The following is a 14,402-nucleotide window of genomic DNA, read 5'->3' as shown; positions in this document are numbered from 1 at the left end:
TAATACATTATTTATTCCTATTGTGATTCTTCGGTTGTCGATTCCTCGGTGGATGCTTCTCCATCCGGTGTCACGCCGTTTGGTCCACCAATAATCTGTGTATCTATGTGATCTTCATAGTTTTCTGTAAAGATATGTGTACCTGCATCTTCGTCGCCAACATGGTAATACAGGTAATTATGCTCTTCCGGATACAATACGGCCTGGATACATGCCAGTCCCGGATTACAGATCGGTCCTACCGGAAGTCCGGCATTCTTATAAGTGTTGTATGGAGAATCCAGTTCCAGATCCTCGTACAGAACCTGACTCTTGTCATACATTCCATCGGTCAATGGATATAAGACAGTCGGACACATCTGCAAAGGCATTTCTGCTTTCAGACGGTTGTTGATAACACCTGCAATCGTCGCACGTTCTGAATCCACCTTTGCCTCACGTTCTACAATGGAAGCTCTCGTCACAAGTTCAAATGCACTGTATCCAAGCTCTGCCGCACGATCCTGCAGTTCCTGTGTATAGTAGTTGTCGAACGTTCTCAACATATAATCGACTAATGATTCCGCTGTCGTCGACTCATAAATATCGTAAGTTGCCGGGAACAGGAAACCCTGTACCTTATAATTGACATTGGCACCTGCCGGTATGTCTGCCAGATATGCAAAATCAGATTTCGTAACCGATTTGCATGCATTTAAAAATTCAGTTGCAGAACAGATTCCCTGATCTTCGCACCGCGCTGCTATCATCTCTACCGTAAAGCCCTCTGGCACAACCAGATAATCGACTGGCTGATCTTCCTCGAATGTCGGGCTCATGGCTGCCATCATCTGCAAGGTTGTCATACCAGTATTCAAGGTGTATGTACCACCATGCAGCTTGCCACGGTACTCAGAGTCCTGCAGACGCTTTGTAAATGCACGCGGATAATTGATCAATCCATTGTCCTTCAGTATCTGCGCGATCTCCTTGACAGATGCGCCTTCCGGAATCGTAACAGTTACATCTTCGCCCTGTGTCGACTCCGTTCCCTTGTATTCGTCCATATAATCATCGTAATAGGTTCGTATATGTTTATAGGTCATATTGGCAAGTGTGACAATCGCCACCAACAATATGATTCCCTTCACGACTCGAATCACCGTTTTTCCCACTTTTCGTACCTCTTCTTTGCATTTTAGTTTACATAACTTTTTAAAAAATTACACACTTGATGTAATTTTACAATAATGGTATTATACTATCATCTTTTAGATAAAATTACAAGAAAGGATGATAAATTTGAGTAATCCAATTGTTACAATGACTATGGAATCCGGCGATGTTATGACATTTGAACTGTATCCGGATATCGCACCAAACACAGTAAAGAATTTTATCTCTCTGATTAAGAAAGGGTTTTACGATGGATTGATCTTCCATCGTGTCATCAATGGTTTTATGATCCAGGGTGGCTGCCCGGACGGAAATGGTACCGGAGGTCCTGGATATTCAATCCGCGGAGAGTTCGCACAGAATGGTTTTGCGAATGATCTGAAGCACGAACCGGGTGTTCTTTCTATGGCACGTACCATGATGCCGAACTCCGCCGGTTCGCAGTTTTTCATCATGCACAAGAATAGTCCGCATCTCGACGGAAGCTATGCTGCTTTCGGCAAGATCGTGGATGGTCTGGATATCGTGAATAAGATTGCAGATGTTCCAACCGACTACATGGACCGCCCGCTTGAAGACCAGCGTATCAAGACCGTTACCGTCGACACGAAGGGTGTCGAGTATGACGAGCCGGAGAAGATGTAATCATATTTTCTAACGGACGCACAGCGTACAAAAATAAAATCCCCTGCAGACACGCTCTGCGGGGGATTTTTTCTACATTTCTTGCATTTTCTTGAGGAATGCCTTGGCGCGGTCGGTCTTTGGATTGTCGATGACATCCTCCGGCTTTCCTTCCTCAACGATCACACCGCCATCCATGAAGATCACGCGGTCGGATACGCTCCGGGCAAAACCGATCTCATGGGTTACGATCACCATTGTCATCTTCTCGGCGGCGAGTTCCTTTAATACCTTTAAGATCTCGGCGGTCAGCTCCGGATCGAGTGCCGATGTCGGCTCATCGAAGAAGAGCATCTTCGGCTTTAACGCAAGTGCACGGGCAATCGCCACACGCTGCTGCTGTCCGCCGGACAACTGATATGGACAATAGTCTCCCTTATCTTCTAAATTCATCTTGCGAAGCAGCTCCTTCGCCTCGGCATATACCTCGTCCTTGTCACGCTTCTGCACGTGGATTGGTGCATCTGCGATATTCTTCAGTACCGAATAATGCGGAAACAGATTAAAATTCTGGAACACCAGTCCGTAGTAGCTCTGAATCTCTTTCAGCGTTGTCCTGTCTGCATAAACCGGAACACCGCTGTCGGAATTAACCGCTTCCTTTCCACAGTACTCCATGCTTCCGCCGTCAATCTTCTCCAACATCGTCATGCAGCGCAGGAAGGTTGATTTTCCGGAGCCGGATGGTCCGAGAATCGAGATAACCTCGCTCTCTGCCACCGACATACTGATATCTTTTAGTACTTCGAGATCGTCGAAGCTTTTCTTAATATTTTTTACTTCCAGTAAGTTCATACGCGACCTCCTAATGATAATAATTCATGCGCTTTTCAATCTTCTCCATCACAAACGCAACGACAAAGTTAAAGATGTAGTAGAACACGCCTGCGATAAACAGCGGCATGATCGTTGTCTGTGCGGCAGCGACCTGCTTGGCAAGTGTGAACATCTCTGTATAAGAGATAGCAAACGCAAGAGACGTATCCTTAACCAGTGTGATAACCTCGTTTGTGACCGAAGGCAGGATGTTCTTCGCCATCTGTGGGAACACGATCTTGAAGAACGTCTGGCTCTTGCTGTATCCTAAGATCTTCGCCGCCTCATGCTGTCCCTGTGGCACAGCCTGAATACCGGAGCGGTAGATCTCTGCGAAATATGCTGCATAGTTTAAGGCAAATCCAATGATAACCGCCTGGAAACGATAGCTTGTCGTAAGCGTCGCGCCAAACAGATAATATGGTCCGTAAAATACAACCAAAAGCTGTAACATCAGAGGCGTACCGCGTGCGATGGAGATATAGAACTTCACCAGCCAGCGGATCGGCGCGATCTTACACATTCTGCCTGCTGCAACCAGAAGTCCGAGCGGCAGGGAGAACAAAAGTGTCAGGAAGAAGATTACCAGGGATGCGAGCAGACCTTCTGCAAGCTGCTTTGTGATCGAGCAGAACTTATCCCAGAAGCTTGTGTTCTTCTTGCCTGTGGATGTGCTGTCTGTCGCAGTTGCAGCAACATTTCCATCCTGCACCTGATCGTCCGGCGACAGACAGATGGACTCCTCCAGACCCCATTTCTCTGCGATCTCCTCAAATGTACCATCAGCAAGCATGTCAAGCAGCGTTGCCTGTACTTTATCACGAAGCTCGGTATTTCCAAGCTTAAATCCAATTCCATATTCCTCGGAAGACAGACGATCCTCGAGCATCACAAACTTATCGCCGCGGGATGCAATCTCATAGTTTGCAACACCGATATCCATGCAGATTGCATTTACGGCGCCTGACTCCAGATTCATAAATGCACTGTTGTAATCGCCGACCTGTTGCAGATCCTTGAACGTCTCAGCAAGTGCCAGATTCTCCTCGCTTGCATCCTCTCCGGTCAGTGCTGCGAGTGCGGAGCTGTCCGCCTGCACGGCAACGACCTTGCCTGACAGATCGGATAACTGTGTGATACCAGAATCCTTGCGTACAACGACTACCTGCGAATTATCGACATACGGCGTCGTCCATGTGTAGGCGTCTTCTCTTCCATTCATTGTAAATCCGTTCCAGATACAGCTGATCGAACCGGAGTTTAATTCCATATCTTTCGAGTTCCACTCAATCGGCTGTTTCTTCAAGATCCAGCCGTTCCGGTCACATACCTCCTGTGCCAGATCCAGATCGAAGCCGACGTATTCGCCGTCATCGTTTTTATATCCATATGGTGGGAACTCCGCATCGAAGCCGACAACAAATGTATTATCATCTGCGGCTGTCTCTTCCTGCACCTCATCGTCTGCAGTCAGACAGATGGATTCCTCCAGTCCCCATTTCTCTGCAATCTCGTCAAATGTACCATCGGCAAGCATGTCAAGCAGAGTTGCCTGCACTTTGTCACGGAGCTCTGTATTTCCCTTTTTAAATCCGATTCCGTATTCCTCGGAAGACAGACGATCCTCGAGCATCATGAATTTATCCCCGCGGGATTCGATCTCGTAGTTTGCGACACCGATATCCATGCAGATTGCATTGACCGCGCCCGACTCCAGATTCATGAATGCACTGTTGTAATCGCCCACCTGCTGCAGATCCTTGAATGTCGCACACAGTGCTTTATTCTCCTCGCTTGCATCCTCGCCTGTGAGTGCCGCAAGCGCAGAGCTGTCTGCCTGCACGGCAACGACCTTCCCAGAAAGATCGTTAAGCTGTGTGATGCCGGAATCCTTACGCACGACAACCACCTGTGAATTATCGACATATGGCTTTGTCCAAGTATAGTCATCCTCTCTGCCATTCATCGTGAATCCGTTCCAGATACAGCTGATCGAACCGGAATTTAATTCCATATCCTTCGAGTTCCACTCGATCGGCTGCTTCTTCAGCGTCCAACCGTTCCGGTCGCATACCTCCTGTGCCAGATCCAGATCGAAGCCGACATATTCGCCGTTATCGTCCTTGTAGCCATATGGCGGGAACTCCGCATCGAAGCCGACAATAAACGTATTGTCGTCCTCTCCGTCCGCCGCCCGTGCCGGTGTCTGCATCGATACAATCGGTCCAAGCAGCAGCGCCATCATCAAAATTGCGGTCACTAGCCGTTTCCATTTTGCGTTCATAATGTCTTCCTCTCCTGTTTTTCTATTTAATATGCAGAGATATAGGATCTTGCTGTACTGCCCGGAGCTGCCTGTCCCTTCGGTACAAGCCGGATCTCTATCCCTTCCAATCGTTTTGCATAGCCGGCGGTTCCTGCCGGTGCGCCGTTTTTCGCCCAGCCAAGCCAGCCGAAGCTCTGCGCATGCACACGATAGTATACATCATAATGCCGTTGCATATCTCCTGTCAATGCAATACAGATGGCTTCGAGTCTTTTTGCCTGCCCGGATGTGCCGCTCATCGTTCCATTTCTGCGCCATGCAGATGGATTGTTTGTCGGTTCCTGCCATCCGTAGCTCTGCACATGGGTTGTGTAGCAGATGCCGCCGGAATACGGTGCATTCGTCAGTTTGATCTCAATTCCTTCGAGTCGTTTTGCCTGTCCGGATGTGCCGCTCATCGCCCCGTTATATTTCCAGCCCTGCCAGCCATAGCTCTGCACATGGGTACGATATGTAACATTCGGGCTGTCCGCACCCGCGATCTGCGGATTCATGCTCTGTCCCGGCGCCGCGTAAAATGCATTCGCAAACTGCGATGCGATTCCCTGCATATTCCGGTTGAATCCCGCACCCTTCTTCACGACCACGATCTGAATGCCCTCCAGACGCTTCGCATAACCTGCGGTTCCTGCCGGTGCGCCATTTGCCGCCCAGCCAAGCCAGCCGTAGCTCTGCGCATGCACGCGGTAATAGACATCATATTTATCCTTGTCGGATCCGGTCAGTTGGATCTTGATTGCTTCCAGACGTTTTGCTTCCCCCTGCGTGCCGTTCATGTCACCGTTCGCAGACCAAGGCAGCCAGCCATAGCTCTGGCAATGCGTCGTGTACTGGATTCCTATACCGGAATTACCGGATACTTTGATTTCGATTCCCTCCAGTCTTTTCGCTTTTCCGGAAGTCCCGGACATCATGCCGTTCTGCCGCCAGGTGTTCTCCCATCCGAAGGTCTGGATGTGCGTGCGGTAAGACACCGTCACATCCGGCGTTACAACCGGTGTTGGGGGCGGGGTTGGCGTCGGGGTTGGTGTCGGCGTTGGCGTTGGTGCCTCCGTCGTGGTCGTAGCTGCCTCCGTCGTGGTCGTTGTCTCGCCACCTGTTCCCGGTTCTGGATTTGTTTCCGGATCTGGGTTTGTTCCCGGGTCTGGATTTGTTCCCGGATCCGGGGTTGGTTCCGGCGCCGGTGTGACTGTCACGCTCTTTTTCTTGATGACAAACGTCTTGTCTGCCCCACGCAGATACGAAACATACAACGTTCCATCCGCCGCACAGATCGTCTGCGATGTAGAATACGAATCGAGTGAGACTCCTTCCTGCGCAAATTGGTCATTTGCCACATCATACCGGTACAGATTGGTTGTCCCTGTATAGGCACCCGATGTGAGCACGAACAGTGTTCCCTGCCTGCACACCGGAACTACATCCGAGATTGTGCCATCTTTCATTTTTGAGCAATGCCATGCTTTTCCATCATACCGGTTGACAAGTATGCCTTCGCTGCATGTGGCAACATACAGGTTTTTCCCATCCGTTGCCATGCCATACGTGCTTCCTTTTGTCGCTGCATCACTCACTTCTTTGTGGTTTCCATTTGCATCTAGGCAAAATGTGTGAACCGCCATCGTCCCTGTATTCCGTATAGACGCATACATCGAGGAGCCTATCGAAAGGAGCTTTGGTTGACCTGCAAAATGATTTGTCCCGGCGGTCGTGTAATAGCTTCCGAGATTGGTTGTCACGGACAAACTTCCGGCTTTGAAGCATCTCGCATATGCGGTCGTATTGTTCTGCGTGTATACAAGATACACGCCATCTGCGCCAGCCTGCATATCAAAATCCGCAGCTCCTGCGATCGTCTGTTTCTCTGTCACGCGACTGCAGGATGCATCCAACTTTTCAATCTCTATCCCTGCCGCATCCGCATATGCAAAATAAAACAATCCATTATAGGCACAGAGCTTTACTTCATTTCCATAGTTCTCGGAGATTTTCTGCTGATACAGTTTTTTCCACGTGTCCTGCTCACAGGAATATAGCGTAAGCGCTGCATCATCTTTCGTATACGTAAGCACGTACGGTTTCTGTCCGCAAAGCGTCATCGCTATCTGGTTCCATGCATTTTTGCTATTTCCGGCTACAGAGGCAAATCCACAATCCGTCCATTTCGCAGAGTCCGAAACCTTCGGGAAATCCACCTTTAAAGTAATCTGACTGCCCTTGGCACTGCCGACCTCACTGATCACGATTCCAGAATTCGTTCCATCTGAGAAAGTCAGTGCGCCATCGGAGAGACCTGCGGAAAGGTCGGATTTGCCGATGGTTGTCCGTCCTTCTTCTTTGGAAAGATATGCTTTATAGACGCTCTCTGCCATCTGGGAATATCCTGTCTGCCCCGGTTGCGGACGGAACACATACACACCGGTCTGTCCATACAGATTGCTTAAGCCTTCGACTGCCGGGTTGATCCGATAGACAATCACGCCGGATCCTCCAATAAACCGGTCATAGCTGTCGAGACCCGTATCCTTCTTCCGGAATTCCACAACAAAAAGCTCCTGCTCATTGAGCGGTGATTTCAGAATATATGCCGGATGACCGTCCTGCTTATCCTGCGTGTCCAGTGTCAGCGTCTGCGATGTAGTAACCGTATCCAGCATAAGCCAGCCGCCCACTTTCATCCGCATATACGCAAGCGGATAAGACATTCCATAATCTGCGCCGCCCATGATATCCCAGTTCCCGACCGGATAAGTTCCATCACTTGTATAAAGATCCGGGAAACCAAGTCCATGCAGGAATTCATGCGCAAGTACGCCGGATTCCTGAGCCATCGTCGTATTGCCCGCCCCTAAAAACTGCGGTGTATTGATCATGTTGTAATGCCCGACTTCCTTCCCGCCATATCGTAAGTTCTTATCTGTCGGATAAAATGCGTGATGTGCGACGAGTGAATTGCCGGATGTCTGGGATTCTCTCTCCGACTTCATAATGACAGTGAGATTGTCGATGTATCCATCTCCGTCATAGTCTAACACCTGCCCGGAAAGTGCCGGAATGTTCGCCAGAATTTCACTCACAATCGTCGTATCCATATTTCCACCTGCCTGCACAGAAGCTTCCGTAACCGAAAGTGCACAGGCAGAAAGTGTTGTGCCATCATCCTGTGGGAAATAATTTTTCACACGAAGTTTTCCATAGGAAACAGCAGACAGATAATTCGTGAAAGAACGGTTCTTTGCGCCATCATACAAACCTAGGATTTTCGCACGATTTGTCTGGAAATATGAAGCGCCTTCCGCATCTCCCTTAAAATATGCAAACACAACAACGTTCGCATAATCCTTTGCATCCGATGCCCGCGCCATCGTCTGCGCGTTGTTCATCCCCCAGTTCGTAATAAATAAAATCCCCGCCAGCAGGATTGCAAGAATCCTTCTCCCATATCGTACATTTACGGACACACCGCTTCCGTATCGTCTGTGTAACATATGTGTACCTCCCGTTTCTGTCATGGTTTCATTATATGGGATACTGCCAAAAATAACAATAAAAAAACCCGGGATATTCTCCCGGGTGCAAGTATTTTGTTTCTACCCTGCCACAAGGCAGCCATGGTTTTTATTTTTTCTGCACATTGTCCGACTCTGTTTCATCGTCTGTTTTTGTCTCTGTGGTACCGGCGTTCCCAGCGTCTGTATCCTCTGCATCCGCATCCTCTGCATCTGCTTCATGCAGCAACACGCTCTCATCATGTGCATGCAGGTCTTCTTCCGGCAGGTATGGCTTGAAGCATCTGAGCATAATGTACGCCCACAGATAACCAACCGCACCGAATCCAATCACCACATACACGATGATTGAAATAATGATATCGTAATAGAAACACCACGCAATCACAAGATAAGTCAGCAGCATCAAAAGTGTCATCGGGAAATTCTTGATGCTCATCAAAAATGCATTCCGAAGCTGCACCTTCCACGAATTATCGAACTTCGCCTGCAGGGCGAATGTATAGATAAACGTCATAACTGCCAGGGTGAGAAGCACGACGCTCACGAACAAAAACGGTTTCGCGAGTGCATTTCCAGTTGCCTTCCACTGTGTCATCCAGAACCAGATATCTACCGACAGGATGAAAAATGCGACTAAAAAGAGCATCCACATACCGGTTGCCTGCTTGAAGTTCTGCTTGAAGCTCCGTGTATAGAACTTCCAGATATAACCATCATCACCGGAGATTCCTTTCATCGCTGTATAGTAAAGCGAAGTAAATGCTGTGCCGATCGTAATAATCGGGACGCACGAAAGCACAAAAAGAATGGATAAAAGCATCGCATCACCCACTCTGCTCAGCATCCTTATAAATATATTGTCGTAGTTCATTCCTGATTCGCCGTTATCTGCCATGTATCCAACACTCCTGTTTTCTTTTTATTTTATCCCGCCAACGAACTGCATCCTGTCCGCAGTCGTTTCCGGTATGTTCCTGCGTCGTATCCGCAATCATCTGCACCAAAACCGCACATAATAATTTATGATACCATCTTCGATATTTATTTTCAATTAGATATCAAGTTTTTTACGCCATTTTACTTGACAAAACGCAGTTTTACTTCTAGATTATAGAGAGCGTGAATAAAAAGGCTGATAAACAGAAACACCTACTACATATAGGAGGAATATCATGAAGACACCATTTGTAACGAAAGCACAGATCGAAGAGATCGTAAAGACATACCCGACTCCGTTCCATATCTACGACGAGAAGGGCATCCGTGAAAATGCAAGAAAATTAAAGCAGGCATTTGCATGGAACAAAGGTTATAAAGAATATTTCGCAGTCAAGGCAACTCCGAACCCAACCATCCTGAAGATTCTGAAGGAAGAGGGCTGCGGTACCGACTGTTCTTCTTATACTGAGCTTCTGATGTCAGAGAAAATGGGCATCACAGGTTCTGACATCATGTTCTCATCGAACGACACACCAGCCGAGGAATTTGTCCTCGCGAAGAAGCTCGGTGCGAACATCAACTTAGACGATTACACACATGTACAGTTCCTGAAGGATACATGCGGTGTTCCGGAGACAGTATTCTGCCGTTACAATCCGGGCGGAACCTTCTCTATCTCCACAACCATCATGGACAATCCCGGCGATGCCAAATACGGCATGACAAAAGAGCAGTTGTTCAAAGCTTATACAGAGCTGCGTGACGCAGGTGCAAAGAAGTTCGGCCTGCATTCCTTCCTTGCAAGTAACACGGTCACAAATGACTACTACCCGACCCTTGCAAAGATCCTGTTCGAGGTAGCTGTTGAGCTGAAGGAAAAGACCGGCATCAAGCTTTCCTACATCAACCTGTCCGGCGGTGTTGGTATCCCTTATACACCGGATAAGGAAGGCAATGATATCCTGAAGATTGGCGAAGGTGTACACAAGGTATTCGATGAGGTGCTTGTCCCTGCCGGACTTGGCGATATCAGCCTGTTCACAGAGCTTGGCCGTTTCATGCTTGCCCCTTATGGACACCTTGTTACAAAGGCAATCCACGAGAAACATATCTACAAGGAGTACATCGGCGTGGATGCCTGTGCGGTAAACCTGATGCGTCCGGCTATGTATGGTGCTTACCATCACATCACGGTCCTTGGCAAGGAAAATGCACCTTGCGACCACACCTATGATGTGACCGGTTCCCTGTGTGAGAACAACGATAAGTTCGCGATCGACCGCAAGCTTCCGAAGATCGACATGGGCGATTATCTTGTAATCCATGACACAGGTGCTCACGGCTTCGCAATGGGTTATAACTACAACGGCAAACTCAAATCCGCAGAGCTTCTGCTGTGTGAGGACGGCAGCATAAAGCAGATCCGCCGTGCCGAGACACCGGAAGATTACTTCGCTACGCTGGATGGTTTCTGGGATGTAGAGGTGTAAGAGCATATAAATAAGAACGTGTAAGACGGAAACACCCCACCGGTCATAGATCGCACCGGTGGGGTATTTTATATTTAAAAAGGAAAGGGTTTTAAATTGTGATTACTTTACATTTTCTATTCCGTCCCCCTGATAGGCGACACGGAATCTGCCATAAGACACATACGTCTTAGCCTTATGTTCCGGATCCAGAGGATCTGTCACGGATATGTAGGTTGCTGTCCCATCTAATATACTATCAAATGCATGGATCGCATCTTCTAAAATATCCGGATAGAGGGAATTGCCGAATCCTCTGAAATCATGATGGGAATTATACATCAAATCATATTTGTCCTTCATGGAACGCAGACGTTCAAGTCCTGCCTTCGCTTCCCGGATCCGTTCTTTTTCCCGTCCCGGCTCCGGAACCGCCAGATAATAGTTGCAGTTGCAGGCATCTCCAAGCAACAGTGTCTTCGTCTTGTCATCCAGAAATACCATCTCGCCAAATGTATGTCCCGGACAGTGATATGCCGTCACCGTCCTGTCTCCAAGCTCAAACACCTGCCCATCCGTAAGCGGAAGCTTCTCCGGTGTCTTCGGCCATGGCCGCACATCCTCATCCAGATTATAGTCGTAATGTTTATCCGCCCGGCCGGCAATGATCTTCGCATAGCTCTTACGGAAATCCACAGTCGGAAGTGTATTTCCGCTATCCCAGTCCATATCCGCCGGGTGAATATAGATGGAGTCGAAGAATCCGGCTCCACCAATATGGTCGCCATGGTTATGGGTCGCCACAACATCATACGGTTTATCTGTGATTTTGTTCTCTATAACCCATCTGAGATCCCCGATTCCGGTTCCACAGTCTATCACCAATGCCCGTTTGCTTCCGACAATCACAAACACGCTCACACAGTCAAATTCATCAATCTCGTAAATTCCATCTGCAAACTCATAATACGGTAATTTTCTCGTCACCATGTCTCACGCCTTCTTTCTCTTCTGTCCGCCCTGGTAGCAGTCGATTGCAACTGCGAGAAGCAGGATCAGTCCTTTAATAACACTCTGGAAGTTGGAATTAACGCCCATCAGCACAAGTCCGTTATCGAGGATACCAAGAATGATAACACCTACAACCGTACCGCTGATTTTTCCTTCACCTCCGGCGATGCTGACACCACCTAAACAGGCTGCCGTCATACAGTCAAATGCATAGGAGCTTCCTGCGCCCGGCTGCGATGCGTTTGTTCTGGCAACCATGATGATTGCTGCGATGCTGGCCGCAAATCCTGCAAAAGAATACACAAGTACAGTCAGTTTGTTGACATTGATACCTGCAAGTCTGGCTGCTTCTTTGTTTCCGCCAAGTGCATAAATATTTCTGCCGAGGTATGTCTTGTTCATAACAATCCAGCCAAATACGATGAAGATCACAAACAGAATAACCGGAATCGGAACCGGTCCGACATATCCCTGTCCGACTGTCAAAAATGCTTTCGGCATACCGGTAATCGGATAACCGCCGGTGATCAGATATGCCACGCCCTGCAGCACAAGCATCATGGCAAGTGTTACAATGATTGGCGCGATATGCAGCTTGATGGCGACAACGCCGTTGATGGCACCAAATGCAACGCCCAGTGCAATGCCGATAATCACGGCAACCGGAATCGGCAACCCGACATTTACCATACAATAGCCCATAACCATGCCGACGACCGCCATGATTCCTCCGACCGACAAATCCATACCTCCGCCGATCATGACCATCGTAACGCCGATTACAACGATACCGAAAATAGATACCTGACGCAAAATATTAATCAGGTTTGCTACAGATAAAAAGTTCGGTGCAATAATCGAGAAGATAATAACGACTGCCGCCAAAAATACATATATACCAAATTTCTTATAAAAAGTTATAAATTTATTACTTGTTTTTTCCATGTTCCTCGCCTCCTGATGCTAGATCCAGAATATAGTTCTGGTCGAATTCTGATTTCGCAAGCTCTCCGGTCTTCCTACCCTCGTAGATGGTGATAATCCGGTCAGACATTCCCAAAAGCTCCGGCATATCCGAGCTTACCATAATGATTGCCTTTCCTTCACCGGCAAGCTGATTCATCAGTTTGTAAATCTCCTGCTTGGCACCGACATCGATTCCCCGCGTCGGTTCATCAAAGATGATGATTTCACTGTTTGCCGCAAGTGTCTTTGCGATTACAACCTTCTGCTGATTACCGCCCGAGAGATTCTCCACCCTCTGCTCGAGGGATGGCGTCTTGATCTGGAATTTTTCCTCGTAATCCTCGGCAATCCGGTTTTCGAGCTTCTCATCAACGAATGGTCCTTTGGAGATGCCACGCAGGTTATTTACAACGACATTCCATTTGATGCTCATCCGGAGAAATGCGCCATGCGCCTTCCGGTCCTCCGGGATATATCCGATTCCATGCTGGATTGCCTGTTGACATGTGCGGATATTTGTTTCCTTGCCATTTACAAAAATCTTTCCGCTTTCAATCGGATCAGCACCATAGATTACCCGCATCAGCTCGGTACGGCCTGCGCCGACCAGTCCGGCAAATCCAAGGATTTCTCCCCGGTGCAGGGTAAACGAGATATCATGGTCTCCATTTCCTGTCAGATGCTCTACCCGCAATGCTTCCTCGCCGATCTGACTGGTACGCGACGGATACGATTCCTTGAGTTCACGTCCTGCCATCATCGTGATCAGCTTCTGCCTGTCGATGTCTTTTATATTTTCTGTTCCGACATAGCAGCCATCCCGCATAACCGTTACGCGGTCCGCAAGCTCGAACAGCTCCTCCAACCGGTGGGAGATGAAGATGATCGTCACACCTTTTGCTTTTAATTCACGCACAATACGAAACAGCGTCTCTACTTCGCTGACCGTCAGTGGTGCGGTCGGCTCATCCATAATCAGGATCTTTACATTCCGGCTGACTGCCTTCGCAATTTCAACAAGCTGCTGATGCGCCGGTGACATCGTCTTTACCGGTCTGGATACATCAATATCTACCTGAAGGTCATCAAATATTTTCTTCGCACGCGCTTCGCGATCTTTGATGTCGCAGAACGCACCGGGCTTCGTCTTGTCTCCGAGAAATACATTTTCCGCTGCGCTGATGCCCGGCACCAGCGTAAATTCCTGATAGATGACCTCGATTCCCAGATCTTTTGCAAGCTTCGGTGTCATCTGGTTGTATTGTTTGCCTTCCAGCTCAATCGTTCCGGAATCCGGAACGATCGCTCCCGACAATACCTTGATCAGGGTTGATTTTCCTGCTCCGTTTTCACCGATCAGAGCGTGGATCTCGCCTTCTTCTACATCGAACGATACATCATTGATTGCGATAACGCCGGGATATGTTTTTACGATATTTTTTACACTCAGTATGTTTTTCACAGAGTTCATCCCCTTTCTAAGAATGCCTCCGATGATTCACCAGAGGCATTCTTTTTGCAATC

At 48.3% G+C, this 14,402-nt stretch carries 10 protein-coding genes and 2 pseudogenes; 2 read left to right on the top strand and 10 right to left on the bottom strand.

All coding sequences use genetic code 11. From position 1 onward, the window contains the following. Positions 1-17: 17 nt before the first annotated feature. Complete coding sequence (gene mltG / locus H9Q76_RS01530) at positions 18-1,154, bottom strand: endolytic transglycosylase MltG (RefSeq protein ID WP_117780483.1); 1,137 nt, start codon at positions 1,152-1,154, stop codon at positions 18-20. 127 nt (positions 1,155-1,281) lie between these two features. Here mltG and H9Q76_RS01525 point away from each other — a divergent pair, with 127 nt between their 5' ends. Then, positions 1,282-1,800 (top strand): peptidylprolyl isomerase, encoded by a 519-nt coding sequence (locus H9Q76_RS01525; protein ID WP_021984928.1) that lies wholly within the window; start codon positions 1,282-1,284, stop codon positions 1,798-1,800. A gap of 72 nt (positions 1,801-1,872) precedes the next feature. Here the strand turns inward: H9Q76_RS01525 and H9Q76_RS01520 are convergent, their stop codons facing one another. The 6 genes and pseudogenes from H9Q76_RS01520 to H9Q76_RS01495 all read right to left on the bottom strand — a co-directional run bounded on the left by H9Q76_RS01520 (position 1,873) and on the right by H9Q76_RS01495 (position 9,388). Further along, the gene (locus tag H9Q76_RS01520) at positions 1,873-2,634 is read right to left on the bottom strand and encodes an amino acid ABC transporter ATP-binding protein (RefSeq protein WP_249321418.1); all 762 of its coding nucleotides are present in this window, start codon (positions 2,632-2,634) and stop codon (positions 1,873-1,875) included. 10 nt (positions 2,635-2,644) lie between these two features. After that, entirely contained in the window at positions 2,645-3,280 is a 636-nt protein-coding gene (locus tag H9Q76_RS13870; protein WP_242995360.1) for an amino acid ABC transporter permease, read from the bottom strand. Between the two features lie 180 nt (positions 3,281-3,460). Next, positions 3,461-4,015: pseudogene (locus H9Q76_RS13955) on the bottom strand (transporter substrate-binding domain-containing protein); the annotation flags it as partial. A gap of 111 nt (positions 4,016-4,126) precedes the next feature. Further along, a pseudogene (locus tag H9Q76_RS13950) lies at positions 4,127-4,867 on the bottom strand (amino acid ABC transporter substrate-binding protein); the annotation flags it as partial. A 98-nt stretch (positions 4,868-4,965) separates the two neighbouring features. Then, positions 4,966-8,469, bottom strand: a complete 3,504-nt coding sequence (locus H9Q76_RS01500; RefSeq protein ID WP_249321417.1) for an immune inhibitor A domain-containing protein — start codon at positions 8,467-8,469, stop codon at positions 4,966-4,968. 130 nt (positions 8,470-8,599) lie between these two features. Then, on the bottom strand, positions 8,600-9,388 hold the full coding sequence (locus H9Q76_RS01495) for a YesL family protein (RefSeq protein ID WP_195541583.1): 789 nt from the start codon (positions 9,386-9,388) through the stop codon (positions 8,600-8,602). Between the two features lie 274 nt (positions 9,389-9,662). Between H9Q76_RS01495 and H9Q76_RS01490 the strand changes: the two genes are divergently transcribed. Further along, positions 9,663-10,922 carry a diaminopimelate decarboxylase gene (locus tag H9Q76_RS01490; protein WP_195541616.1) on the top strand — a complete coding sequence of 420 codons (1,260 nt, stop codon included), beginning with the start codon at positions 9,663-9,665 and terminating at the stop codon, positions 10,920-10,922. A gap of 102 nt (positions 10,923-11,024) precedes the next feature. On the opposite strand, the gene H9Q76_RS01485 is transcribed toward H9Q76_RS01490, so the two are convergent. Genes H9Q76_RS01485 through H9Q76_RS01475 form a run of 3 tightly spaced genes read right to left on the bottom strand, consistent with a single transcriptional unit; the run spans position 11,025 to position 14,349 of the window. After that, a complete protein-coding gene (locus H9Q76_RS01485; RefSeq protein ID WP_249321416.1) occupies positions 11,025-11,891 on the bottom strand; it encodes an MBL fold metallo-hydrolase in 867 nt (288 codons plus the stop codon). Positions 11,892-11,894: 3 nt separating this feature from the next. After that, positions 11,895-12,857, bottom strand: a complete 963-nt coding sequence (locus H9Q76_RS01480) for an ABC transporter permease (RefSeq protein WP_249321415.1) — start codon at positions 12,855-12,857, stop codon at positions 11,895-11,897. Next, a complete protein-coding gene (locus tag H9Q76_RS01475; protein ID WP_117780475.1) occupies positions 12,841-14,349 on the bottom strand; it encodes a sugar ABC transporter ATP-binding protein in 1,509 nt (502 codons plus the stop codon). The genes H9Q76_RS01480 and H9Q76_RS01475 overlap by 17 nt, the downstream gene beginning before the upstream one ends. Positions 14,350-14,402 lie beyond the last annotated feature (53 nt).

The organism is Wujia chipingensis, assembly GCF_014337155.1.
Lineage (GTDB): Bacteria > Bacillota > Clostridia > Lachnospirales > Lachnospiraceae > Coprococcus_C > Coprococcus_C hominis.
The sequence above is the reverse complement of the archived record's forward strand: the minus strand, read 5'-3'. Positions and strand labels throughout refer to the sequence as shown.